Source organism: Janthinobacterium sp. 344 (assembly GCF_900112025.1).
Lineage (GTDB): Bacteria > Pseudomonadota > Gammaproteobacteria > Burkholderiales > Burkholderiaceae_D > Janthinobacterium.
The window spans coordinates 76554-102600 of sequence record NZ_FOKL01000008.1; the positions used below are offsets into that span (position 1 = coordinate 76554).

A 26047-nucleotide genomic window follows, 5' to 3' on the forward strand; every position below is an offset into this window, starting at 1 on the left:
CCCAAAATTTTAACGACGAAGACATGATCAATACCGCAGCCCTGGTCAGCACCGCATTCTTACCCGGCCAGGCCGGCTTCGACACCGAGACCATCACCGGTCTGGCCGAATGGCGCCTGGACGTCCCTGCGCTGTTCAAACTGCTCATCGGCGCCGGCACGCAAGCCGTCGCCTGGCCCGTCTACGGCGATGGCGAAGACGGGCCCTGCGTGCTGGCCGCGCCGATGGCGCAGGCGCAGGCCAGCTGGCAAGCGTTATGCGCGCTGATGGACAGGCCGCGCGACGCGGCCGCCATCGTCGCGCGCGGCGCCATCAGCACCCTGCTGGCCGGCGGCCAGCCATGGCTGGTGCTCGACTGCGTGCAGCTGATCCCGCACGATATCGACACGCCGGACTATGCGGCCGCGCTGCAGGCGCTGCGCGAGGAGGCCGCCGGCTTGCACGCCGCCCTGCTGCGCGGCGAGCGCGAAGCGCTGGCGCCCCTGCTGGCCGCCGGCGTAGCATCGCCGGCGACCGGCTACTGGTCGGCGTCCGCCAGCGCGCAGCTGGCCGACGTCGAGGAGCTCGATGCGGAGGAACTGCCTTTCCTGCACGGCCTGGAAGTGCGCGAGTGGGTGGAAGACGCCCTGTGCTACGAAGTGAGCAGACCCGGACAGCCCGCCACCCTGGGCCTCGTCACGCCGTACGGCCGCTGGATCGCGCCGCTGTCGCTGGGCCTGCTTGAACTGGATGCCAGCGACGCGCGCGATGGCTGGATCACGTTTGCCGCGGCCGCTCAAGCCGATGCGCACGGCGTCATGGACCTGAATGGCACGGTGGTGCTGGCGCCCGTCCCCGGCGCCCTGTACGTGATCAGCCCCCAGCTGGCGCAGCAGGTTGCGCCGGACGGCGCCAGCCGCGTGCTGCGCCTGCCCGATGGCGCGCTGGTCCTGGAAGGCGTGGACAACCTCTGCCAGCGCGACGACGGTTATATCGACGTCGAACGCCAGACGAACGCGGACGAGCGCAATGTCTGCGGCGTGCTCGATGCCACGGGCAAGGTGGTGGTGCCGCTGGCCTACAGCGGCGTACAGGATTTCGGCACGAAAAAGAAGATCGCCATCGTCAGCCAGCGCATCGGCGGCCGCTTCCTGTTTGGCCTGGCGAACAACCGGGGCGAGCTGCTGGCGCCGTGCCAGTACGAGGCCATCGATTGCGCCACCATCTCGTCGCCGCCGAAACTGCGCAAGAACCTGATCTTCGCCATCGATGCGCAAGGACTTGCCTGCATGCTGACCCTCGATGGCAAACAGGCCTTCACGCCCTTGTATCCGCCCGCCCACCATTTGCGCGGCGTGGCCGTGCAAAGCGACTTTTTATATGTGGTCAAGGATGGCATGGCCTGGAGCATGGATTTCACGGGCCGGCTGCTGGAACAAGTCGACAGCGTGGACAACTTCAAGGCGGCCATCACGGCCCAGCTGAGCGCATCGCTCGGCCTGACGAAGAAGACAGCGCCGCCGCGGCGCAGCTTTACGCCCGCGCAAATGCTGGCGCAGGCCGACCGGGGCCAATTGCAAGCCATGGCCGCCCTGCTCTTGCGGGGCGACGCGGCACTGGCGCAGCGCTGCGTGGACATCACGCTGGCGGCACTGGCAGAGGACGACCCGCAAGAGGAATACGACGGCGACACGCCCGAGGCGGCCTGTTTCTTCCTGCTCTGGTCGACGGCCGCCGATGCGCTGGGCCATGGCACCACGCTGGACTGGAAGTCGGTCGATGAAGTGCCGCGCATCGCCCAGCATATCCACCTGCCCGCGCTGCAGGACTTTGCCTGGGCGGACCGGCAGGACGGCGACGCCATGGCCGACGGCCTGGCCGCCATCGCCGCCCATTTGGCGCCGCATCGGCTGCGCCTGGTGAACATGCATGGCGGCGAGGATACGTATTACCTGGGCGTGGTGCGGGAACAGGATGCGGCCGCGTTCAGCGCGGTGGCGCTGCAGGCGGCCTTGCGGCCCGTGCTGCTGTGATTTTTGGAGACAAGGAAGCCATGCACGCGAAAAAATTCATCGATGATGTCGTCGCCGCCAATGCCTCGCTCTTGGCGCTGTATGCGCAGGGACGGCAGGGACAGACGCGGCTCGGCGCCCTGCTCAACGGACTGGCACTGGCGGAGGACCAGCGCGAACAAGTCCTGGCCTTGATCGCGCTGGCGATCGACGACGCCACCTACCAGCTGGTGTGCGGCATCGAGGGCAGCGCAGCGCTCGGCGACAGCCAGCAGGAATACACGCTGCTCGACGAGGATGGCAAAACGCTGACGGGCGCGCTCGACAGCCTGCTGTACGAACGGCTCAAGCCCTGATTGCCGTCAGCCGCAGCGCACTTCGCCGAAATGCTGGGCCAGGCTCATGCCCAGGCCCTCTTCCACGGCATTTTCCACCTGCGCCGCCAGCGCCGCCGCTTCCTCCGCCGCCTTGATGTCGCGCTCGTTGGTGGAGCCGGCCGGGTAGCCGGAATTGACGCGCATGCCGCCGAAGACGAACAGGCGGTAGACGTCGGCCAGGGTGATGCGGTTGACGTTGCCCAGCAAGACCCAGTGGTCGGAACTGTCGGCCACGCGCTTGCCCCACTGCACCCGCACGGCGCCTTCCACGTTGACTCTGCCCACCCAGCCCTGCTGCACCATCTTGTCGAGCAGGTTTTCCATCTCTTCGAAACCGAGGCGCGTGCTGCGGCGGATCTCGGCCGCGCCCACCAGGGCCGAATCGGCGCAGTGGCAGGCGTGGTGCAGCACTTTCAGGATGGCGACGGCGTCGACGAATTCGCTGCCCGGCGCCGCCTCGTACCACCAGCGTTCGTATTTCACGACGGGCAAGGCGGCCACCAGCAAGGCCCCCACCAGGGTGATCATCCAGCTCAGGTAAATCCAGACGAGAAACAGCGGCAGCGCGGCCAGCGCGCCGTAGATGCGCGAATACGTGGGGAATTCCTGGATGAATTCGCCGAAGCCGCGCTTGGCCACTTCGAAGGCCAAGGCCGCCAGCAGGCCACCCCAGGCAGCGTCGCGCCAGTCCACGTCGCGGTTCGGCACCGTGATGTACAACAGCGTAAACGCCAGCATGGTCAGGCCGACCGACACCAAGGTATAGAACACGGTGCCGAGGAAGGGCACGGCGCCCACCACGCCGCTGGTGGCGATGAAGACGCGCGACGTCACCGTCAGCGACACGCCCACCAGCAGCGGCCCCAGGGTGACGATGGCCCAGTAAACCAGCAGGCGCTTGGTCCAGCGGCGCTCCTGGCGCACGCGCCAGATGCGGTTGAAGACGCGCTCGATCAGGCCCATCATGCCTACCGACGTGACGATCAGGGCGCCCGCGCCGATGGCCGACAGGCGCGTGGCTTTCGAGGCAAACGTCGTCAGATAATCGAGGATGGTGTTCGAGATCCCCTTGGGCATCACGCTTTGCACGAAATAGTCTTCCAGCGCGTGGCGGAAGGTATTGAACAGGGGGAAGGTGGTGAAGATCGCCAGGGCCAGGGTAAGCAGCGGCACCAGCGCGAACACGGTGGCGAACGTCAGGCTGCCCGCCACTTGCGGCAGGCTTTCCTCGCGCACGCGGCGGCGCGCAAATTGCAGCAGGTCGCGCGTTTCCGACCAGGTCAGGCCGCGCACGGCGTCGAGGGCCATGCCCAGGATGCGCCACAGGTAGAGCAGGAACGGCAGTATATATTTTGAAAACATGTTCGAAATCAGGACGGCGCCATGACAGCAGTCGTATCAGGCTGTAAAGCGCCCTATAATACCAATGATGAAGCCAACCAATCTGATTATTCTCGTATTGTTTTATTCACGCCATGGCGCCACGCGCCAGCTGGCCGAACTGATAGCCCAGGGAGTGGAAAGCGTGCCTGGCTGCGATGCGCGCCTGCGCACCGTGCCCGCCGTCTCCACGGTGGCCGAAGCGACGGCGCCCGAAGTGCCGCTCGACGGCGCGCCCTACGTGGAACTGGACGACTTGCAGGAATGCGCGGGCCTGGCCCTGGGCTCGCCCACGCGCTTCGGCAACATGGCCGCCGCCATGAAATACTTCTGGGATGGCACGGCCAGCGAGTGGCTGGCCGGCAGCCTGTCCGGCAAGCCCGCCTGCGTGTTTACCTCCACGGGCAGCCTGCACGGCGGCCAGGAGTCGACCCTGCTGTCGATGATGATCCCGCTCTTCCATCACGGCATGCTGGTCATGGGCCTGCCCTACACGCATGCGGAACTGATGACGACGTCCACGGGCGGCTCGCCGTATGGCGCCACGCACTGGTCGGGCATCGCCGGCGACAAGGCCATCAGCGAAGATGAAAAACGCCTGGCCATCGCCCTGGGCCGGCGCCTGGCGGAAAACGCCCTGAAACTGGCAGGCGCATGATGCACGGTACCTTGCACAAATACCTGCACTGGGGCGCCATCGCCAGCCTGGCCGCGCTGATCGCCTGGTGCCTGGCGTGGGAAACCATCGTCGCCCCGCTGCACCCGGGCGGCTCCTGGCTCGCCCTGAAGGCCGTGCCCTTGCTCATTCCCCTGTACGGCGTCGTCAAGCGCGACGTCTACACCCTGCAATGGTCGTCGATGGTGATCCTGCTGTACTTCACGGAAGGCGTGGTGCGCGGCTACAGCGACACGAATCGCGTCTCGGCCCTGATGGCCTGGGGCGAAGCGGCCCTCGTCTGCCTGTATTTCATCTGCGCCGTGCTGTATCTGCGCCCATATAAAAAGGCCGCCAGGCGCATGGCCAAAGAGCTGCTGGACAAAGTGAATAAAGTGAGCATCAAGAAATGAACCACAAGCCTGTGACCGACCAAGCCGATTTCCTCGCCGCCTGCCGCAACCTGCTGGGCGATACCTACGTGCTGACGCTGGACGCCGACATGGCGCCCTTCCTCACCGACTGGCGCGACAGGTTTACCGGCAAGGCGCTGGCCGTGCTGCGTCCCGCCACGGTGGAACAGGTGGCCGCCATCCTGCGCGCCTGCGCGCAGTGGCAGGTTCCCGTCGTGCCGCAGGGCGGCAATACGGGCCTGGTCCTGGGCAGCATCCCCGACGCCGCCGGCAACGCCGTCGTGCTGTCGCTGGCGCGCCTGAACAGCATCCGCGCGCTCGATCCCGTCAACCGCACCATCACGGTGGACGCGGGCTGCATCCTGCAAACCATCCAGGAAGCGGCGGCCGCCGCCGGTTGCCTGTTCCCCCTGTCGCTGGCGGCCGAGGGCAGTTGCACCATCGGCGGGAATCTGGCCACCAACGCGGGCGGCACGGCGGTGCTGCGCTACGGCAATACCCGCGAGCTGTGCCTGGGCCTGGAAGTGGTCACGCCGCAGGGCGAGATCTGGAGCGGCTTGCGCGGCCTGCGCAAGGATAATACGGGCTATGATTTGCGCGACCTGTACATCGGCGCCGAAGGCACACTGGGCGTCATCACGGGCGCCGTCATGAAACTGTATCCGCAGCCGAAAGCCTGCATCACGGCGCTGGCCGCCATGCCCTCGCCTGCCCACGCCCTGCGCCTGCTCTCGCTGATGCAGGACCATTGCGGTGCCAGCCTGACGGGTTTTGAGCTGATGTCGCAGTATTGTCTGCAACTGGTGGCCGAGCAGTTCCCGCAACTGCCGCGCCCGTTCGCCGACGCGCACGGGCAGTACGTGTTGCTGGAGCTGTCCAGCAGCCAGTCCGAGGCGCATGCCGTGGAATTGCTGGAAGCGAGCATCGGCGCGGCCCTGGAAGACGCGTTGATCGAAGACGCCGTCGTCGCCAGTTCCGTGGCGCAGTCGGAAGGCCTGTGGCAGTTGCGCGAGCATATCCCGCTGGCGCAGGCGCAGGCGGGCAAGAACATCAAGCACGATATCTCGCTGCCGATTTCCCGTATCGCCGACTTCATCGCCGTCACGGATGCCGCGCTGGAAAGCGCCTTCCCCGCCTGCCAGTTGGTGTGCTTCGGCCATCTGGGCGACGGCAACCTGCACTACAACGTGGCGCCGCCGCCCGGCATGACGGACAGCGACTTCCTGGGCAACCAGGACGCCATCAACCGCATCGTGCACGACCAGGTCCACGCCTTTGGCGGCTCGATCTCGGCCGAACACGGCATCGGCGCCTTGAAAAAAGCGGATCTCGCCCACTACAAGTCGCCGCTGGAATTGCAGCTGATGCGCGCCGTGAAACAGGCGCTGGACCCGCAAAACATCATGAATCCGGGGAAGATCCTGTGAGAACACCTTGCTTCCTGTTCGCCATCTGCGCGGGCCTGGCCGGCCATGCCGGCGCGCAGGATATCTACAAGTGCGTGAAGGATGGCCAGACCAGCTATAGCGCCACGCCATGCGCGGGCGGCCAGCTGCAGATTCTCGAGGTGCCGGCGGCGCCGCCCGCCATCGACAAGGGCGCGGCCACGCGCCAGGAGCGCGTGGCCAGCCAGCTGGAAGCGGCGCGCAAGAAGCAGGAACAACTGGAAGACCAGGCGCGCGAACGGGGCGCTAGGCAGCGCGAGGCGCACGAGAAGCATTGCGCCCAGCTGCGACTCGACCAGAAATGGGCGGCGCAGGACGCCGTCGGCGCCGGCGATAAAACCCGCGATGCGGCCCAGCTCAAGGTACGGCGCGCCGGCGAACGCCTGGCCGTCGAATGCCTGCATTGAGCGCGCCGGCAGCCAGCCTGGCGGGCACGCGATTGCTGTCGCGCTGGCTGCTGCTGGGCGAATGGCGCGCGCATCCCGTGCGCGCGCTCGTCGCCGTCCTGGCCATCGCCATCGGCGTGTCGCTGGGCTTTGCCATCCACCTGATCAACGCGGCCGCCTTCAATGAATTTTCCACGGCCGTGAAAAGCCTGTCCGGCCAGGCCGACGTGCAGGTGGCCGGGCGCGAAGCGCTGTTCGACGAAAGCATCTATCCGTGGCTGGCGCAGCGCGATGGCGTGGCCGTCGCCTCGCCCGTGCTGGACCTGCAGGCCGGCGTGGCCGGCGCCGGCGGCAAGGATGGCGCACCGCTGCACATCCTGGCGCTCGACGTCTTCCGCGCCGGCTTCATTTCTCCCGACCTGATCGGCGCGCCCGCCGAAGGCCAGCCTTTCGACACCCTGGCCGACGACGCCATCTTTCTGTCGCCCGCCGCCCTGCGCTGGCTCAAGGTGGCGCAAGGCGACAGCATCGCCCTGCAATCGGGCACCGGCACGGTCAAGCTGCGCGTGGCAGGGTCGCTGCAGCGGGCACGCGCGGGCCAGCGCATCGCCGTGATGGATATCGGCGCGGCGCAATGGCGCTTCAACAAGCTGGGCAAACTGTCGCGCATCGACCTGAAACTGCGCCAGGGCGTCAACCGAGACGCCTTCCAGGCAGACCTGGCGCGGGCGCTGGAAGCGCAGTATCCGGGGCGCTTCAACGTGGGCCAGCCCAACGACGACAATCAGAACAGCCGCAACAATAACCTGAGCCGCGCCTACCGGGTCAACCTGACCGTGCTGGCACTCGTCGCCCTGTTCACGGGAGCGTTCCTGGTGTTTTCCACGCAGGCGCTGTCCGTCATCCGCCGCCGCGGCCAGTTCGCGCTGCTGCGCGTGCTGGGCATGGAGCGGGGCGCGCTGCTGCGCCAGGTGCTGCTGGAAGGCGCCAGCCTGGGCGTCGTCGGCGCTGGCCTGGGCATCGCCGGCGGCTATGCCATGGCGGCCGTCGCCCTGCGCTTTTTCGGCGGCGACCTGGGCGCCGGCTATTTCGCGGGCGTGCAGCCGCAGGTGCAATTCACGCCCGTCGCCGCCTTCGTCTACTTTGCCCTGGGCCTGGGCGTGGCCTTGCTGGGTTGCGCCGCGCCCGCGCTGGAAGCGGCGCGCGCGGCGCCCGCCATCGCTCTGAAATCGGGCAGCGAGGAAGTCGTGACGACGCGCCTGGCCAAGACCTGGCCGGCGCTGGCCTGTCTGCTGCTGGCCGGCGCATTGACCCTGCTGCCGCCCGTCTTCGAACTGCCCCTGTTCGGCTACCTGTCCATTGCCCTGCTGCTGATCGGCGCCATCGCCCTGATGCCGCAGCTGGCCGCCGTCGTCTTCCGTTTTCTCCAGCGCGCCTGGCTGCGCACGGACACCAGCCTGCATGCGCCCGTGCGCAGCCTGACCCTGGCGCGCCTGGCGAACGCCTCGGGCCAGGCCGGCATCGCCCTCGGCGGCGTGCTGTCGAGCTTTAGCCTGATGGTGGCGATGGCCATCATGGTGTCGAGTTTCCGCGTCTCCGTCGACGACTGGCTGCTGCAGATTTTGCCGGCCGACCTGTATGCGCGCACGGTGTCCGGCGCGGGAACCGGGGGCCTGAACCCGCGCGAACAGGAAGCCATCCTTGCCCTGCCCGGCGCGGCCAGGGTGGATTTCCAGCGCGTGCGCTCGCTGTCGCTGGCGCCGGACCGCCCGAATGTCATGCTGCTGGCGCGCCCCATCAACTTGCAGGACGCGGGCAAGAGCATGGTGCTGGTGGGCGACTCGCTGGCCGTGCCAGCCGGCGCCAAACCCGTGTGGCTGTCCGAGGCGGCGGCCGACCTGTACAACGTCAAGCCTGGCCAGCAGATCACCCTGCCGCTGGCGGGCGCGCTGCACCCATTCTTCGTCGCCGGCATCTGGCGCGACTATGCGCGTTCTTCCGGCGCCATCCAGATGCCGCTGGCCGACTACCGCGCCCTGACGGGCGACCTCGATGTCAGCGACGCGGCCCTGTGGCTGGCCAAGGATGCGACGGGCGACGCGCTGCAGCAGCGCCTGAAAGCCCTGCCCTTCGGCGCCAGCCTGGAAGTGTCGAATCCTTCCGCCATCCGCGCCCTGAGCCTGCAGATCTTCGACCGCAGCTTCGCCGTCACGTATTTATTGGAAGCCATCGCCATCGTCATCGGCCTGTTCGGCGTGGCCGCCACGTTCTCGGCGCAGACCCTGGCGCGCGCGCGCGAATTCGGCATGCTGCGCCACGTGGGCGTGACCAAGGGACAGATCCTGTCCATCCTGGCACTGGAAGGCGGCGCGCTGACGGCGCTGGGCATCGCCACCGGTTTTGTGTTGGGCCTGTTGATCAGCTTTGTGCTGGTCTTCATCGTCAATCCGCAATCGTTCCACTGGACCATGCAGCTGCACCTGCCCTGGCCCCTGATCGCCACGGTGGCGGGCGCCCTGCTGACGGCTGCAGCCCTCACGGCCCTCGTCGCGGGCCGCCAGGCGCTGTCCGCTGGCCCCATCCGCGCCGTCAGGGAGGACTGGTAATGCGCCGTTTGACTTGTTTATTCTTATTCTGCAGCGCCGCCGCCATCGCCGCGCCGCCCGCCTTCGCCCCCGTCACGCCGCTGGCGGCCGGCCAGACCCTGCGCCTGCCGCACGACTTCGGCGCCCATCCCGCGTATAAAACGGAATGGTGGTACGCGACCGGCTGGGTCAAGACCGCCGCCGGCGAGCAGCTGGGCTACCAGGTGACCTTTTTTCGCAGCGCGACGGCCACGGACGCGGACAATCCCAGCGCGTTTGCGCCGAAGCAGCTGATCATCGGCCACGCGGCCCTGTCCGACCCGAAGCTGGGCAAGCTGCTGCACGACGAGAAAAGCGCGCGCGAGGGCTTCGGACTGGCCCATGCCAAGGTGGGCGACACGGATGTGAAGCTGGACGACTGGCGCCTGCGGCGCCAGGCCGATGGCACTTACCAGGTGAGCCTGGCCGCGCGCGACTTCAATTTGCAGCTGACCCTCGCGCCCACCCAGCCCGTGCTGCTGCAAGGCGTGGGCGGCTACTCGCGCAAGGGCGCGCAACCCGCGCAAGCGAGCTACTACTACAGCGAGCCGCAGCTTGCCACCCGTGGCACGATCACCCGCGCGGGCGGCCAGCCGGAAGCCGTGACGGGCACCACCTGGCTCGATCACGAGTGGTCCAGCCAGGTGCTCGATGCGGATGCCAGCGGCTGGAACTGGATCGGCGCCAACCTCGACGACGGCGGCGCCCTGATGGCCTTCCAGATCCGCAGCAAGACAGGTGCTAAACTATGGGCGCACGCGACCTGGCGCGACGCGTCCGGCAAGATGACGCAGTTCGCGCCCGGCGACGTCGATTTCACGCCCACGCAGCTGTGGCGCTCGCCCCGCACGCAGGCCGAATACCCGGTCGCCACCGAGATCCGCACGGGCGCCATACGCTGGCAGATCAAGCCGCTGCAGCCGGACCAGGAACTCGATTCGCGCAGGTCCACCGGCGCCGTATACTGGGAAGGCGCCGTGACGGTGGAGCGCGGCGGCCAGCCCGTGGGCCGCGCCTACCTGGAAATGACGGGCTACGTGCAGCCGATGAAGTTATAAGCAATGCATACAATGCCGGAGTCAGACCCATCGGGTCCGCCCCCGGACAAGCAAAAAAGTAAATCCTAAGCGAAAAACAATGACAACCAGCACAGAAACAGGCAACACCAGCACCGCAACCGCCGCAAGCACCGCACCAGCGCCCGACACCGGCAGCAGCCGCGAACTGAAAAAAGGCAGCCTGGCCGCCTTCAAGGGCTTGCTGCCTTTCCTGACGCCGTACCGCAAGCAGTTCTTCCTGGCCGGTATCGCGCTGGTGGTGGCCGCCGCCTCGACCCTGGCCATTCCCGCCGCCTTCAAGCAGATGATCGACCTCGGTTTCGGCGGCGCGGCCGGCTCGAAGAGCATCCAGCACGTCGACCTGGTGTTCCTCGCCCTGTTCGGCGTGGCGTCCATCCTGGCGCTGGCGACGGCCGCGCGCTTCTACACGGTGTCGTGGCTGGGCGAGCGCGTCACGGCCGATATCCGCAGCGCCGTGTACCGCCACGTCGTCACGCAAAGCCCGGAATTCTTTGAAACCACGCAGACGGGCGAAGTCCTGTCGCGCATCACCACCGACACGACCTTGATCCAGGCCGTGGTCGGCACCAGCATCTCGATGGCGCTGCGCAACGTGCTGCTGTTCCTGGGCGGCCTGGTGATGCTGTTCGTCACCAGCGCCAAGCTGGCCGGCATCATCATCGGCTTGCTGATCTTGGTCGTCGTGCCCATCATCGTCTTTGGCCGGCGTGTGCGCAAGCTGTCGCGCGATTCGCAGGACCGCATCGCCGACGCCTCGGCCATGGCCGGCGAAATCCTCAACGCCATGCCCACCGTGCAGGCGTTCACGCACGAGAAGATCGAGTCGAAGCGCTTCGGCGACTCCGTCGAAGGCGCCTTCATGACGGCCATGCGCCGCATCCGCGCCCGCGCCCTGCTGACCATGATCGCGATTTTGCTGGTGTTCGGCACCATCGTCTTCGTGCTGTGGCTGGGCGCGCGCGCCGTGCTGGAAGGCGCGATGACGGGCGGAGATCTGGGCCAGTTCATCCTGTACGCCTCCATCGTGGCCGGCGCCATCGGCGCCCTGTCCGAAGTCATGGGCGAGGCGCAGCGCGCCGCCGGCGCCACCGAGCGCCTGCTGGAACTGATGGCCGTCAAGTCGGAAATCACATCGCCTGCCACGCCGCTGGCGCTGCCGGCACGCGCCGCGAATGGCGCCGCGCTGTCCTTGAACGACGTGGTGTTTTCATACCCGTCGCGGCCGGACACCTACGCGCTGGACCACGTCAGCCTGGACATCCGCGCCGGCGAAACGGTGGCCGTCGTCGGGCCTTCCGGCGCCGGCAAGACCACGCTGTTCCAGCTGTTCCTGCGCTTCTATGACCCGCAAAGCGGCAGCATCCGCCTCGACGGCGTCGACATCAAGCAGCTCGACCTGCACACGCTGCGCGACGCCATCGGCATCGTGCCGCAGGATACGGTGATCTTCTCGGCCGACGCCATGGAAAACATCCGCTATGGCCGCGCCGGCGCCAGCGACGAGGAAGTCATCGCGGCAGCCAAGATGGCGGCCGCCCACGAATTCATCGAGCGCCTGCCGAACGGCTACAAATCCTTCCTCGGCGAACGGGGCGTGCGCCTGTCCGGCGGCCAGCGCCAGCGCATCGCCATCGCCCGCGCCCTGCTGAAAAACCCGCCGCTGCTGCTGCTCGATGAAGCGACCAGCGCGCTGGACGCGGAATCGGAACGCCTGGTGCAAAAGGCACTGGAAGCGGCCATGCTGGGCCGCACCACCGTCATCATCGCGCACCGCCTGGCGACCGTGCAGCGGGCCGACCGCATCATCGTCATGGAAGACGGCAAGATCGTCGAGACGGGCACGCACGCGTCCCTGGTGGCGATGAAAGGCATTTACGCCAATTTGGCGGCGCTGCAATTCCATCACGTACAACTCAATTAAGCAGGACCATCATGAACGCACTTTTCCACGCCAACCTGGGCATCACCGATTTCTGGACTTTTTTGCTGGGGACGATCTTCATCGTCATCCTGCCCGGCCCCAATTCCATGTACGTGCTGTCGGTGGCGGCCCAGCGCGGCGTGCGCATTGCCTACCAGGGCGCCTTCGGCATCTTCGCCGGCGACCTGATTCTGATGGTGCTGTCGGCCTGCGGCGTGGCCTCGCTGCTGAAAGCCAGCCCCGCCCTGTTTTATGTGGTGAAGTACATCGGCGCGGCCTACCTGGGCTGGATCGGCCTGCAGATGCTGATAGGCTGCTGGCGCAAGCTGCGCGCGCCTGGCCACGCCGAAGGTGAAACGGCGGCCGTGCCGACCGCCGTCAAGGAAAGCGATCCGTTCCGCAAGGCGCTGATCATCAGCCTGATGAACCCGAAAGCCATTTTGTTCTTCATCTCGTTTTTCATCCAGTTCGTCGACCCGGCGTTCCCGAACCCCGTGCTGTCCTTCATCGGCCTGGGCCTGATCTGCCAGGTGATCAGCTTCAGTTATCTGACGGCCATCATTTTCGTGGGCGCCCGCCTGGCCGAAACCTTCCGCCGCCGTCGCCGCCTGTCGGCCGGCATGGGCGGCGGCGTGGGCGCCATGTTCATCGCCTTCGGCGCCAAACTGGCCACCGCCACACTATAAGGAAAAGCCACCTTGACTGACCTCGAACTGCGCCAGCGCTGCCACACCATCCTTCCCGGCCACCGCCAGCCCACGCCGGCGGCCACCTTCGCCGCCATGGCCGCCTGGTGCGAGGCCAACGACATTGCGCACGATACCTATGGCGACGGCGCGCTGATCGAACAGTTCGAGAACAAGGTGGCCAGCCTGCTCGGCTTCGAGGCGGCCGTGTTCTGCATCACGGGCACCATGACGCAAGTCACCGCCCTGCGCCTGGCCTGCCAGGACCGCGGTTCGCGCCTGGTGGCGCTGCACCCCACTTCGCACATCCTGCGCCACGAGCGGGGCAACCATGAGCTGCTCGATCACTTCAAGGGCTTGATGATCGGCGACCAGCACCGCCCGTGGACGGTGGACGACTTGCGCGCCGTGCCTGATGCGCTGGGCGCCGCGCAGGTCGAGCTGCCGATGCGCGAGATCGGCGGCCAGTGCCCATCGTGGGACGCATTGAACGACATCAAGCGGCACTGCCGCGAACGCAACATCCACCTGCACATGGATGGCGCACGCCTGTGGGAGGCGCAAGCGGGTTTCAATCGGCCCCTGCCCGCCATCTGCGACGGCTTTGACTCCGTGTACGTCTCGCTGTACAAGGGCATCGGCGGCCTCGGTGGCGCCATGCTGGCCGGCAGCCGCCCGTTTGTCGAGCGTGCGCGCGAATGGTTCCGCCGCCAGGGCGGCAATATCATCCACCGCACGCCCTACGTGGTGGCCGCCGCCATGCAATTCGACGCGCGCCTGGCGGCCATGCCACGCTATTTCGCCCGCACGCAGTGGCTGTACGCGCAGTTGCGTGATTTTCCGGCCATTGCCGTCAATCCCGCCCAGCCGCAGGCCAACATGCTGCATCTGCACCTGCCCGTCTCGCGCGAGCGGGCCATCGCCATCCGCGACCAGGTGGCAGGGGACCACGGCATCTGGCTGTTCGGCCGCGCCAGCCACGCCGCCCTGCCCGGCCACAGCGTGGTGGAATGGTATGTGGGAGACAACTTGCTGGAACTGCCGGACGACGCCGTGCGGCTGGCATTGACCCTGCTGGACCAGGCCATGCGCGCCCGGCCATGAGCAACGCGGCTCGGCGCAGGTCGGCGTAGGCCGGGGTAGCGCACGGCGCGTAAGCCGCCGCCACCAGCGTCGTGCTCCCCCCAAAAAAAGCGCCCGAAGGCGCTTTTTTCATTTCATGGCGGCCGGGTCGGCCGCCACTACCTGCTTAGAACTTGTAGTTGTAAGCGAGACCGATCAACTGCATGCGGGTCTTGAACAGGCCCTTGGTGGTTTCGCCGTTGCCGGTGCAGCCCGGGGTCACTGGCGAGCAGTTATTCGTGTAGTTGACGTCAGCATCCTTGAAGTCGATATAGCTGTACGCCAGGTCGATCGAGGAGTTGGCGTTCAGCTTCCAGTTGGCGCCGATCGAATACTGCATGCGGTCGCTGTCCGGCAAGGCCGGGTGGCGCAGTTCCGCGCCGCGCACTGGCGCCTGGTCGTGGGCGATACCGGCGCGCAGCAGCAGGTTTTCGCTGTACTTGTAGTTGGTGCCCAGCGAGACGCGGTAGGTATCCTTCCAGTTCTGGCGGATGCGCTCGGCGCCTTCGGCCGTCGGCGGGAACTGGATGTCCAGGTTTTCCAGGCGCGAGGTGCGGGTCCAGGTGACGTCGCCCATCAAGGCCCAGCGGTCATCCATCTGATGGAAAGCGTTGATCGACAGGGTTTCCGGCGTGCGCACTTCCACCAGCGCCTTCGAGTTGACCTTGCCCGAAGCGGCGGAAATGAAGCCATTCACGGCGGCGTTGTTCGACACTTGCGAGAAGTCCCAGATCGTGTCGCCTTTCAGCTTGTGCGAAATCGACGAACGGTAGGCGATACCGATACGCGTGCCTTCATTGAGCTGGTACAGATAGCCCAGGTTGAAGCCGAAGCCCCAGTCATCGCCATCCATCGAGGCATGGCCATCCTTGGCGCCCTGCAGCGCGGCGCCGGCGGCTTGCGCCGCAGCCAGGCCCTGCGTCTTGGCGATATTCGCCAGGAAGGCTTGCGACGCGGCTGGCGCATGCTGGCCCAGGAAGGCAACGGTGCCCGGCACGTCGACGGCCTGGCCCAGTTCCGCCTTCATGTATTCGGCGGTGATGCCGAAACCGAACGAGTGGTGCTGGTCCAGCTTGAACGAAACGGAAGGATTCAGGGCGATGGCTTCGAGCTTGATGTTGGTGATCGCATAGCGGCCGCTCCACGCATTGCCGTAATCGAGCTTGGCGCCGTATGGCACGAACAGGCCTGCGCCGACGGTCCACTGGTCATTGATCTTCTTGCTCGCGTACAGGGCTGGCGCGAAGACGGCGTCTGGCGCATAGTCCTTGGTCGTGCCGCCCGGATTGCGGCCCGTGAACGTCTTCGAACCCGTGTCTTCGTAGGTCGAATGCGGTACCACGATGGTGCCGCCACCGACGAACTGCGTGCCTTCCAGGCGCGACATGCCGGCCGGGTTGTAGAAAATGGTCGATGCATCGGCCGCTTCGGCGGCGTTGGCGTCGGCCGAACCCTGGCCGGAAACGGATTGCGAGCCAAAACGGTAGCCCGAGGCGTGTGCGGTGGAAGAAATGCCGGCGAATGCGGCGATGATCAGGAGGGGCAGATAGCTACGTTTCAAGTTCGGTTTCAAGTTCGTCTCACTTTATATTATATGGTTTGTACTTCGGCATATTGTCTCGGGCGTTTCAACCTGGCCCGTCCTGCACATTTCTTGCCGCCGTGAACTCCAATTCACCGACGGCATGAGCGAAGCATATAATATTTTTGAAAAAAAAGCGAACGATCGCTCTTTTTATGAAACGGCGTTGTTTTCCGCGCCATGCACGGGGCTGTAGGGCGGCAGCACGGGGGCGGGAAGTGGGATGAGAAAACGCTTGCGCATCAGCGCCAGCATGTGTTCGGCGGGCACGGGGCGCGAGATAAAATAGCCCTGCACTTCGTTGCATTGCAAGGCGCGCAGGATGTCGAGCTGCTCGCGCGTCTCCACCCCTTCGGCTACCACGCTCATGCCCAGCGCATGCGCCATCGACAGGATGGCGCGCACGAACACTTCGCCCTGCTCCGAGCGGCCCAGCTCCATGGTGAAGGCGCGGTCGATCTTCAAGCCATCCATGGCGAACTTCTGCAGCTGCGACAGCGAGGAGTAGCCGGTGCCGAAATCGTCGACCAGCAGGCGCACGCCCAGCGCGCGGATGGCCGACAGCTGCTCCACGGCGCGGTTCTGCTCATCCATCATGGCCGATTCCGTGATTTCGACCTCGATCATGCGCGCGTCGATGCGGTGGCGCGCCAGCGCGGACGCCAGCACCTGGTGCACGTCGCCACGGCCGAACTGGCGCGCCGACACGTTGATGGAGACTGGCACCAGCTCCTGGCCCGCCGCCTGCCAGTGCGCCATCTGCAAACACACTTTTTCGATGACGACTTCGCCCAGCTGCGAAATCAGGCCGCTGCTCTCGGCCACGGGGATGAATTCCAGCGGCGGCACCATGCCGTGCTGCGGATGGCGCCAGCGCACCAGCGCTTCCATGCTGCACAGCTGGCCGCTCAGGGCATCGACGCGCGGCTGGTAGACGACGAGGAACTGGTCCTGCTCCAGCGCGGCCACCAGGCTTTGCTCCAGTTCGCGGCGGTTGCGGATGGTTTCGAACAATTCAGGCTGGAAGAAACGGTGGTGGCCCTTGCCCGCCACCTTCACGGCATACATGGCGATATCGGCATTTTTCAGCAGCACGTCCGTTTCGGCGCCGTCGCGCGGATACAGGCTGATGCCGATCGAGGCGCCCATCTTGTGGCGTTCGCTGCCCAGATAAAACGGCTCGTCGAAGGCGATGGCGATGCGCTGCGCCACCTGCTCGGCGCGGCTGTCGTCTTCCACCGGGTCGAGCACGACGACGAATTCATCGCCGCCCAGGCGCACCACATGGTCGCCCGGCCGCAGCACGGCTTTCAGGCGCAGCGAGGCGGCGCGCAGCACCTTGTCGCCTTCCGCGTGGCCCTGCGTGTCGTTGATATCCTTGAAGCCGTCGAGGTCGATGAACAGCAGCGCCAGCATGTGCTGCGCGATGGCCGCGCGCGCCAGCGCCCCGGGCAGGAATTGCTGCAGCCAGTAGCGGTTGGGCAAGCCCGTCAAGCCATCTTCATTGGCCAGGCGGCGCAGGTCGCGCTCGTGCTCCTTGGCCGTGCTGATGTCTTGCAATGTCACGGCCAGGCGGTCGCCGCTGCGCACCAGGCGCCGGCGTATCCAGCGCAGCTTGAACGGATTGCCGTCCGGCAGCTCGATCTCTTCCTCGGAAAAACCGGACTGCATGGCGGCGCGGTAATTGTGGATGAGGTCGCGGAAATACGCTTCGTGCGCGCGCGACTGCAGGCGCATGCCCAGCAGCTGTTCGCGCCGCACGCCGAAATAGCCGGCACCCGGCTCGTTGCAGTCGACGATCTCGAAATCGACGATGGCGCCGTCCTCCCCGCGCAGGGCGGAAATGATGTAAAAGCCGTCGCTCGTGCCTTCGGTGGCCATGCGGTAGGCGTTGCGCACGCCTTCGGACTGGTGGTGGCGCCAGGCCAGGCGCAGCGACAGCACGGTGGCAATCACCGTAAACGCCAGCAGCAGCAAGGTCACGCCCAGGGCGATGCCGATGTAGATGGTGCGCGTTTCCTCGTAGGGGTGCAGCATTTCGCTGTCGGCCAGGCCCACCACGGCCGTGAACGGATAGGCTTTCAGCGCCTGCCAGCCCACGTAACGGTTCTGCTTGTCGGAAAACGCCACCCGGCCGCCCGACTCCATGGCGCCGCTGTCCGTCTCCAGGAAACTCGTGTCGAGGAACGGCGTGGCGCTGTTGCCATGCTCGCCATCGGCGGGCAGCACGCGCGCACCGAGGCGCGTGCTGAACAATTCGCCCTCCTCGCCCACCATGGCCGACATGCCCAGCTTGCCAAAGTTGACGCTGTCGTAAAACTCGGAAAAATAGCTGGAGTGGATGGAGATGAGCAGCACGCCATCGAAATTGCCGTCCTCGTCTTCCAGCCGGCGCGTGAAATGCACGAGGCTGCCGCCGGCACCGGGCGCCGTGGCCGCCGCGTCTCCATTCGCCCGTCCCAGCGCGATGCGCAGGGCGCTGGAATTGCTGCGCCAGTGACGCAGCAGGAAATCGCTGCGCTCGTTGGTGCGCAAGCGCGTCAGCGGCGCCGTCGCCGTCACGGCATGGCCCTTGCGGTCGAGGATGGCGACGATGGCAAATTGCGGCAAGGCATACATGCCCTGCGTCTTCAATTGGTCGAGGCGCAGGTGGCCGCGCGAATTTTCCCATTCGTACTTGAGCTGCAGGGTCAGCTGGTCCATCTGCTCCAGCGTGCGCAGCAGGTACTGGCCATAGGCCTTCGACTGCGACGCCACGCTGTCGAGCGCCTGCTGCCGGGCGACCTTCTTTTCCGCCTCCAGCTGCAGCAGGGTGGCCGTCCACAACACGCCGCACAGGGCCAGGCACAGCAGAGGCCAGGCGAGGATCAGGCGCAGGTTCGCCCTGAGAAAATCGGCCCTGCTCATCTCCACCACGGCGGCGTTATTATTATTTACAAATTGTCGCAAGAACATGGTGCCCGTATCTGCCATTTCTGTATTTCTTTAGGGACACACAAATTACCACAGAGTCATGATTGCATGTGAGCCAGCGGCGTAATTATGTATGCGCCGCGCTGACCGCCTGTCGCGCCTGCGTTACAATCAGCGTCCCTACCGTTGGAGAGTGTTACCCATGCAGCAATATCAAGATTTGATCAAGACCGTCCTCGACACTGGCAGCTGGCAAGACAACCGCACGGGCATCCGCACCCTGAGCGTGCCGGGCGCCATGATGCGTTTCGACTTGGCCAATGGCAATTTCCCTGCCGTGACCACCAAGAAGCTGGCGTTCAAATCCGTGATCGGCGAATTGTGCGCCTTCCTGCGCGCCTCGCGCAACGCGGCCGAATTCCGCGCGCTGGGCTGCAAGGTGTGGGACCAGAACGCCAATGAAAACGCGCAATGGCTGGCCAACCCCTACCGCGAGGGCGAGGATGACCTCGGTCCCGTGTACGGCGTGCAATGGCGCCAATGGCCCGCGTATAAACTGCTCGACGCCGACCAGCCCGCACAAATCGCCGACGCGCAAGCGAACGGCTTTACCTTGATCGCCCCCGTCGTCGAAGACGGCGTGCAGAAAGTCCTGCTGTACAAGGCCGTCGACCAGCTGCGCGAGTGCCTGGACACCATCATGACGAACCCGGGCAGCCGGCGCATCCTGTTCCACGGCTGGAACCCGGCCGTGCTGGACGCCGTCGCCCTGCCCGCCTGCCACTTGCTGTACCAATTCATCCCGAACGCCAGCACGCGTGAAATCTCGCTGTGCTTGTATGTACGCAGCAACGATATCGGCCTGGGCACGCCGTTCAACATCGCCGAAGGCGCGGCCCTGCTGCACCTGGTGGCGCGCCTGACGGGCTACACGCCGCGCTGGTTCACCTACTTCATCGGCGACGCCCACATCTATGAAAACCACCTGGACATGGTGCAGGAGCAATTGAAGCGCACGCCCTTCCCCGCCCCCCGGTTCGTCATTTCCGACCGCGTGCCCGAGTATGCCAAGACGGGCAAGTACGAGCCCGAGTGGCTGGAAAAGATCGAACCGTCCGATTTCTCGCTGGAAGGCTATGAACACCATGCGCCGATCAAGGCGGCGATGGCGGTCTGATGGCGGCAACTCCCCTTGCCGCCCTGCACCGCAAGCTGTTTGACGAAACCGACGGCAACAAGTTCGCCCGCCTGAAAGACCGCCTGCTGACAAAGCATGGGGTGGACGAGCGGCGCGCCGTGCTCGACATCCTTGTCGGCTACGCCAGGGACGGCCAGCTGCTGCACTGGCGCAACTTCGTCATGACGGACATCATCGCGCTGGCCGAGCCAGGCGAGTGCGGCGACTTCTTTACGGACTGCCTGGACGTGCCCGACCTCAGCTACTGGGCCGTCGATGGCATGCTCAAGAGCATGGGCAAGGCCGCGTATGGCCCGCTGGTGGCGCTCGCCGCCGCGGACCACGCCAGGCCGGGCGCGCGCGCCAAGGCCATCAAGAGCCTGGCCGTCTTCAGCAGCCAGCCGTTCGACCGGGGCCTGATGCTCGATCCCGGCCATTGGAAGGCGGAGCAGCTGCGCGTGGCCGAGGTGCTGGCCTGGCAAGCGGACGGCTACCCGGATGGCCACGGCTTTGCGGCCCCGGCCACGCATGCCTCGCTGGCGGCACCGCAATCGCCGCTGGAAAAGGCGGCCGCGCGGCTGGAAAAGAAACTGGCGGCCAGGCGCCGGCGCGAGCAGGACCTGGCGCAGCCGTCGAACTGGCTGGCCATCGCCCAGCCCGACGACCTGCGGCAGATCAATGCCCGCTGGCGCTTGCCGGAGCACTATCAGCGCTTTCTCGCCTGCTACTCGCCGCTGCGCGTGAGCATCGAGCATGCGGACTATTTCCAGGGCTTGAACCTGTACGGTGCGGCCGAGCTGCTCAAGGCGCAGCATGGCTATGCCTGGAACCCTGTCACGCAGGAAAGCATCAGCGGCTGGCCGCGACACTATCTGGTGATCGCCGATGCGGGCGCCGATCCGTATTGCCTTGACCTCGATGCCGTCACCGATGGCGACGCGCCCGTCTATACGGCAGCGCATGGCGCCGGCGCCTGGCAATTCGAACGCCACGCGGACAGCTTCGTCGACTTCCTGCAGGAAATCGCCGCCGCTGCCTAGGCTGCCTCGCCGGCCTTAGCCTGGTCCCTCGCCGCCGGGGCCGGGTCCGCCCGGGCCGCCAGGCCCGCGTCCGCCCGGCGGGCCGAAGCGCGGCTCGCGCTCGCCCTCTTTCGCCGCCGACGTGGCGCCACCCAGACGGTACGACAGCCCCACATACAGCATGCGGCCATCGAAGCGGCGCGTGCTCGTCTCGCGCAGCGAGGCGCTGTTGATGACGGTTTCCATCTTGTTGCTGCTGAATACATCGGTCACGTTCATGACCAGGCTCAGCTGCGGCGTCACCGTGTGGCGCCAGCTCAGGTTCAAGGTGTTGTTGGGCGAACGGTAGCCTTGGCCCGACAGCATCTTGCCTTGCATTTGCAGGGCCAGTTGCACCTGGTTGGCCGGATTGAGCTGGTAGTTCAGGCGTGCGCGGCCACTCAGGGCATTCGCCGTGCGCGTGCTGAGATTGCCCAGGTCATCCGAGCTGGTCTGCTGGCTGCGCGCCAGGTTGCCGCTCGTGTTCAGGGTCAGCGAGGGCGTCAGCTTGCCGCTGACACTGAATTCCAGGCCGCTCGAATGGCTGCCTTCGCCGTTCTGGCGCGTGGTCAGCAGGACATTCTCGCCAATAAAGTAGCGGTAGTCGACGATGGCATCCGTATCGCGCCGGTGGTAGGCGCGCAAGCTGCTTTCCAGGCCCGCGATCTTCGTTTCATAGCCGATCTCGAACGAATCCGTCTGCGTGGGTTTCAGCTTGGGATTGCCGGCCGACACATTGAATTCGTCGCGGTACACCACGTACGGGTTCAGGTCGCCCGCGTTCGGGCGGCGGATGCGGTGCGCATAGCTGAAGCGCAGGTTGCTCTCGTCGCTGACCTTATACGTGGCGAACAGGCTGGGAATGTAATTGAGGTAATTATTGCTGGCCTCGACGCTGCTCGTGATCTGGCGCACGTTCAAGTCCGTGTATTCGGCGCGCAAGCCGGCCAGCGCGCCCCAGCGCTCGCTCAGGCGCATCTGGTAGGAACCGTACAGGGCGATGGTGCGCTCGTCCATCTCGAAGCGGTTGCTGCGCATCGGGTTGACGGTCTCCGCCAGGCTGGCCGGGTTGATGTCCGTATATAAAGTGTCGAAGCTGCTCTTGTTGTCGGCCACCTTGTAGCCCAGCTTGGCCGTGCCGCCCGCCAGCGGACGCTCGTAGTCGCCGCTGAAGTCGACGATGCGGTTGCCCGTTTCGCTATGCTGGCGCGCGCGGCTGTCGAAGGCGTTGACGGGCGCGACCGCGTAGGCGTTGGCGTAGTCGCTGTCGCTCTCGTTGGTCGACGAGGACACGCGCAGGTCGATCTTCAGGCTTTCGCCCGGCGCTTCCCCCTTGTGGTCGTAACGGCCGCCCCAGCTGTAGTTGCGGCTGTCGCCATTGCGCACGGTGCGGCGCGTATAGTCGCCGATCGTGTTGCCCAGGCTGTCGCCATTGATATAGCGGTCCTGCGAGCGCTGGTCATTGCTGCGGCCGTTATACGACACGCTGGCGGCCAGGGTGTCGTTGGCGTTCAGGTTGTAATTGACGGTGCCGTTCAAGCCCAGCGTATCGTTCAAGCCGTTGCTGACGGAGCTCTGGCTGCTGGGGGCGAAGGCGCCCGTGTCCCGCTCCAGGCGCTCGCGGCGCACTTCGCCCACGGAGTTGCGCCCGTCGTGGCGGAAATTGATGCCGCCCTGGTAGCCCCATGGGCCTTCGTTGTACGAACCGGACGCGGACGTGTTGTAGCGCCCGGCAATGCCCGCGTTCGCATTCACGCTGCCGAAGCCGCCTGGCTTGCGGTTGCGCTTCATGACCAGGTTCAGGATCGGTCCGCCACCGGCCTCGTTGCCGAACTGGGCGCCGGGGTTGTTGATCACTTCCACCGATTCGATATCGTCGGCGGCCATGGCGTTCAGGGTGGCGCCGCGCGAATCGCCCTGCAGCATGGCCGAGGGCTTTCCGTCGATCAATATCTGCACATTGCTGCTGCCGCGCAAGGATACGCTGCCATCGGGATCGACGGCCACCGAGGGAACATTGTTCAGCGCATCGGCCGCCGTGCCGTTGGTGCTGCCGACGTCGGACTTGACGTCATAGACTTGCCGGTCGATGCGGCCCGTGGGCCGCTCGGCCGTGATGCTGACGGTCGCGGGCGCATCGACGGCGGGCGCCTTGGCCGGTGCCGGTGCCGGTGCCGGCTTGGCGACACTGTCGCCGCTGACAGTTTGCGCCTGGACGGCGGCGCTGCTCACCAGCAGGCTACCGCCCGCCAGACAATGGAAAAGGATTTTATGCATTGGGCTAAGAAAATAATCGAGACGCTACGGATGAGGCGCTACGCCGCGGCGTGAGGGCACATTGAAAGCATGCCACGAGTACAAGGGTGCAAGCAAATGCGAACCATTGTTATTTACTTCAATTTACAAATCTCTTGCGCTTGTCGCATTCCAGCCTCATCCGATGTGCTTGAGGCTGGAGAAAGATTGCAGACAAGGCTACTTCAGCAAGCCATTGCCGCGCGCCAGCTTCAGCCAGCCCGGATATTCCGTCATCAACAAATCATACAGTTCCGCGTCGCTGTGCTCGTCGGGCGAGCTGACGGAAAAGTAATTCGCATTGTCGACCAGCCGCCCGCCCAGTTCATCGAGTTTTTCCAGGAAGGGGAAGTCGGAATCGGCGAAGGCGGCGAGGAACTTGCTTTTCGATTTGCGCCCCTTGCCGATGCCCATGAATTGCCAGAAGATCGGTTCATGGCTGGCCCAGCGCAACTGTTTCTCCGTTGTCGCCTGGTCGCTGGTGCCGCCATCCGTGACGAACATCACGTAGACCGGCAGCTCGGCCGCGATGGGCCGCGTGCGCTCGCCGCCGCGGGCATCGGGGAAGTAAAACGCGCGGATCGCCTGCATGGCGGCGCCATAGCGCGTGTCGCCTTCCAGCGGATGGCGCGCGATGGCCTGGGCCACATAGGTATTGCAGTTGCTCAAGGCCATGGGCGCCGGATGGTGGACGTTCTTGCCGAACAGGAAGACATCGATCTCGCCATCGTCATCGAACTTGCAGCCCAGCGCCAGGATGCGCTCGGCAAAGCGCTGCACCAGCCCTTCCTTGTACAGCCTGCCCATGGAGCCGGAAATGTCGAGGCACAAACAAACCTTGGCGCGGTGCTCAAGCAAGCCCACTTTTTGCAGGGACACGCCCGCCTGCTTGACCAGGCTGACCAGTTGCGGCGCCTCGCGCTCGACCCGTTTTTCCAGGTTCAGCTTGGCTTGCACGACGGCAGACGTTGCCGGGGCGGCGGTGGCCGGAGTGACCGGAGTGGCCTGGTCGACTTCGCCGCCGAAGTGCCGCACCAGCGCGTCGAGGCCGCCATTGAAACCCTGGCCCACGGCCATGCAGCGCCAGCCGCCGTCCTTGCGGTAGAGCTCAAGCAGCATGACGGCCTTTTCTTGCGCGAAGTCCGCCCCCGCAAAGGCAAAGCGCGCCAGTTCGCGGCCGCCCGCCTGCAGGCGCACGTGACCCGCCTGCAGCTGCGACATCACGCCGCCGCCATCGATGGAGGCCGTCACGACGAGCCGGTCCACCGTGGCCGGCAGCCGCGCCAGCTGCAGGGCAAAGGCGGCGACGTCGCCGCCGTTGCCGCTGCGCGCCTCCACGCCGCCGCACGGCGTGCGCGGCTGGTTGAAGAAAGTCATGTAGCGTTCGTCGGACAGCTTGCCGCCGGCATCGAGGCCGAAACAGGCCACGTCGAGCGCCAGCCCCTGCGCGCCCACGCCGATGTCCAGCACGCCATCGGGAACGAGATTGGCCAGCGGCAGGCGCTGTCCCTTGGTCAAGGTTTCCATCAATATCTCCTAGACAATGTAACGGCGCGGGTTGTCCGCATTGCAATCATCTTCATCTTCCTTGTCCTCGCCCTTGAAGACGACGGGACCGTTGAAGGCCAGCTGCAAGCCCTCGCCCTGCCAGCTGAGCCAGGGCGTCGCCTCGCTGCCCGGGTCGGAGGTCTTGCCGGACGGTTCCAGAATAATGCTGTCCGGCGTGATGCGCGCCATGCCGATCACATAGGTGTAGACGGTATCGTCCCCGGCCGCCTTGGACAGGCGGAAATCGAACGCGCACTCGACGATCTGTTCGCCATACTGCATGACCATGGCCGGCCGCATGGACGCCACCGACACGGCGCCGTTGGCCACCGCCGAATACACGCTGAAGACCAGGCCCACCGTGCCGCCGTAATGTTGCGCCAGCGCCGGATTGACTTCCACCGTTTCCGTGGCCGGCTCCTTGCCGGACGCGCCCGCCACATCGCCCAGGTGGCGCACGAAGGGGATGCTGTCGAAGTTGCCGGGCGTATCGGGCGCCTGGATGAAGCGCATCTGGCCATTCGGCAAGAGGATGCCGACCCGCAAATCGAGGTCGTCGTTATCGTCGTCGCCATCGCCGTTATCGACCCAGGTGGCCTTGACGGTGAGTTTTTTCGGCGCGCCCGCGCCCTTGTCCAGCGACACCCTGTGCGTCTGGCCCGCCTTGGTCAGCGAGATCTTCGACAGGGAAATCCTGGGTGCCGGCGCCGGCTCGGCGGCCGGCTGCGCCACTTCGCCGCCGAAGTGGGCGACCAGCGCATCGAGGCCGCCATTGAAGCCCTGGCCCACGGCCATGAAGCGCCAGCTGCCATCCTTGCGGTAGAACTCGCCCAGCATCACGGCTTTTTCTTGCGCAAAATCCGATCCGGCATACGCAAAACGGGCCAGTTCTTTCCCTCGGTCGAGCAGCCGCAGGTAGCCGCTGCCCAGCTGCGCCATGGTCGCTGCCCCATCGATGGCGGCCGTGACGACGAGGCGTTGTATGTCGGCAGGCAAACGGTCCAGCTGATAGCTGAAGCCGGCCGCATCGCCGGACGGCGCCGCCGCTTCCACGCCGCCGCACGGCGTGCGCGGCTGATTAAAAAAGGTCATGTAGCGGTCGTCGGACAATTTACCGGCGGCATCGAGGCCGAAACACGCGAAATCGAGCGGCACGCCGGCGCTGGCGAGACCCAGTTGCACGACGTTGCCCGTGACGAGGCCGGACAGCGCCAGGCGCTGCCCCTTGATCAGGTTTTCCATGGGATTATTTATTCAGATGTGAGAGTTTCGGACTACGACCCAAGGCAAGGCGCGCCGTCCGAAGACAGTACGCATAGTACAGAACTTGCATGGCGACGCAACGCCGCCATGGGCCGCTGTTTTGGACTCTATACAAAGCTAAAAGAGCTTCGG

The 26047-nt window shown here is 65.7% G+C and carries 19 protein-coding genes; 13 read left to right on the forward strand and 6 right to left on the reverse strand.

Annotated elements, in window-relative coordinates:
* Window positions 1–23: 23 nt before the first annotated feature.
* Window positions 24–2012, forward strand: coding sequence for a DUF6630 family protein (locus tag BM193_RS20695; RefSeq protein ID WP_092800305.1), 1989 nt, complete (start codon window positions 24–26; stop codon window positions 2010–2012).
* Between the two features lie 20 nt (window positions 2013–2032).
* Window positions 2033–2347, forward strand: a complete 315-nt coding sequence (locus tag BM193_RS20700) for a hypothetical protein (protein ID WP_092800303.1) — start codon at window positions 2033–2035, stop codon at window positions 2345–2347.
* Between the two features lie 6 nt (window positions 2348–2353).
* On the opposite strand, the gene BM193_RS20705 is transcribed toward BM193_RS20700, so the two are convergent.
* A complete protein-coding gene (locus BM193_RS20705) occupies window positions 2354–3730 on the reverse strand; it encodes a YihY family inner membrane protein (protein ID WP_254786341.1) in 1377 nt (458 codons plus the stop codon).
* A 67-nt stretch (window positions 3731–3797) separates the two neighbouring features.
* Here BM193_RS20705 and wrbA point away from each other — a divergent pair, with 67 nt between their 5' ends.
* From wrbA to BM193_RS20750, 9 genes are all read left to right on the forward strand, one after another.
* On the forward strand, window positions 3798–4406 hold the full coding sequence (gene wrbA / locus BM193_RS20710) for an NAD(P)H:quinone oxidoreductase (RefSeq protein WP_092800540.1): 609 nt from the start codon (window positions 3798–3800) through the stop codon (window positions 4404–4406).
* Entirely contained in the window at window positions 4406–4816 is a 411-nt protein-coding gene (locus BM193_RS20715; RefSeq protein ID WP_092800537.1) for a DUF2069 domain-containing protein, read from the forward strand. Before wrbA ends, BM193_RS20715 begins: the two co-directional genes overlap by 1 nt.
* On the forward strand, window positions 4813–6243 hold the full coding sequence (locus BM193_RS20720) for an FAD-binding oxidoreductase (RefSeq protein WP_092800300.1): 1431 nt from the start codon (window positions 4813–4815) through the stop codon (window positions 6241–6243). Before BM193_RS20715 ends, BM193_RS20720 begins: the two co-directional genes overlap by 4 nt.
* A complete protein-coding gene (locus tag BM193_RS28835) occupies window positions 6240–6668 on the forward strand; it encodes a DUF4124 domain-containing protein (RefSeq protein WP_175533369.1) in 429 nt (142 codons plus the stop codon). The genes BM193_RS20720 and BM193_RS28835 overlap by 4 nt, the downstream gene beginning before the upstream one ends.
* Window positions 6656–9253, forward strand: a complete 2598-nt coding sequence (locus BM193_RS20730; RefSeq protein ID WP_092800294.1) for an FtsX-like permease family protein — start codon at window positions 6656–6658, stop codon at window positions 9251–9253. The genes BM193_RS28835 and BM193_RS20730 overlap by 13 nt, the downstream gene beginning before the upstream one ends.
* Window positions 9253–10329 carry a lipocalin-like domain-containing protein gene (locus BM193_RS20735; RefSeq protein WP_092800291.1) on the forward strand — a complete coding sequence of 359 codons (1077 nt, stop codon included), beginning with the start codon at window positions 9253–9255 and terminating at the stop codon, window positions 10327–10329. The genes BM193_RS20730 and BM193_RS20735 overlap by 1 nt, the downstream gene beginning before the upstream one ends.
* A gap of 79 nt (window positions 10330–10408) precedes the next feature.
* On the forward strand, window positions 10409–12271 hold the full coding sequence (locus tag BM193_RS20740; RefSeq protein WP_092800288.1) for an ABC transporter transmembrane domain-containing protein: 1863 nt from the start codon (window positions 10409–10411) through the stop codon (window positions 12269–12271).
* Window positions 12272–12282: 11 nt separating this feature from the next.
* Window positions 12283–12957: a leucine efflux protein LeuE gene (gene leuE, locus BM193_RS20745; protein WP_092800285.1), complete on the forward strand. Its 675-nt coding sequence runs from the start codon at window positions 12283–12285 to the stop codon at window positions 12955–12957.
* Window positions 12958–12969: 12 nt separating this feature from the next.
* Window positions 12970–14061 (forward strand): threonine aldolase family protein, encoded by a 1092-nt coding sequence (locus BM193_RS20750; protein ID WP_092800282.1) that lies wholly within the window; start codon window positions 12970–12972, stop codon window positions 14059–14061.
* Between the two features lie 145 nt (window positions 14062–14206).
* Here the strand turns inward: BM193_RS20750 and BM193_RS20755 are convergent, their stop codons facing one another.
* A complete protein-coding gene (locus BM193_RS20755) occupies window positions 14207–15640 on the reverse strand; it encodes an OmpP1/FadL family transporter (protein ID WP_092800279.1) in 1434 nt (477 codons plus the stop codon).
* Window positions 15641–15814: 174 nt separating this feature from the next.
* Complete coding sequence (locus BM193_RS20760) at window positions 15815–18634, reverse strand: bifunctional diguanylate cyclase/phosphodiesterase (RefSeq protein ID WP_254786342.1); 2820 nt, start codon at window positions 18632–18634, stop codon at window positions 15815–15817.
* Between the two features lie 142 nt (window positions 18635–18776).
* On the opposite strand from BM193_RS20760, the gene BM193_RS20765 reads away from it, so the two are divergent.
* Both BM193_RS20765 and BM193_RS20770 read left to right on the forward strand, forming a co-directional pair.
* A complete protein-coding gene (locus tag BM193_RS20765) occupies window positions 18777–19751 on the forward strand; it encodes a thymidylate synthase (RefSeq protein WP_092800276.1) in 975 nt (324 codons plus the stop codon).
* Window positions 19751–20791 carry an SMI1/KNR4 family protein gene (locus BM193_RS20770; protein ID WP_092800273.1) on the forward strand — a complete coding sequence of 347 codons (1041 nt, stop codon included), beginning with the start codon at window positions 19751–19753 and terminating at the stop codon, window positions 20789–20791. Before BM193_RS20765 ends, BM193_RS20770 begins: the two co-directional genes overlap by 1 nt.
* Window positions 20792–20806: 15 nt before the next feature.
* Here BM193_RS20770 and BM193_RS20775 read toward each other — a convergent pair whose 3' ends face one another.
* The 3 genes from BM193_RS20775 to BM193_RS20785 all read right to left on the reverse strand — a co-directional run bounded on the left by BM193_RS20775 (window position 20807) and on the right by BM193_RS20785 (window position 25894).
* On the reverse strand, window positions 20807–23086 hold the full coding sequence (locus BM193_RS20775) for an outer membrane beta-barrel family protein (protein WP_092800270.1): 2280 nt from the start codon (window positions 23084–23086) through the stop codon (window positions 20807–20809).
* 198 nt (window positions 23087–23284) lie between these two features.
* Window positions 23285–24631, reverse strand: a complete 1347-nt coding sequence (locus BM193_RS20780) for a VWA domain-containing protein (RefSeq protein WP_092800267.1) — start codon at window positions 24629–24631, stop codon at window positions 23285–23287.
* Between the two features lie 9 nt (window positions 24632–24640).
* Window positions 24641–25894: a TerD family protein gene (locus tag BM193_RS20785; RefSeq protein ID WP_092800264.1), complete on the reverse strand. Its 1254-nt coding sequence runs from the start codon at window positions 25892–25894 to the stop codon at window positions 24641–24643.
* Window positions 25895–26047: the final 153 nt, after the last annotated feature.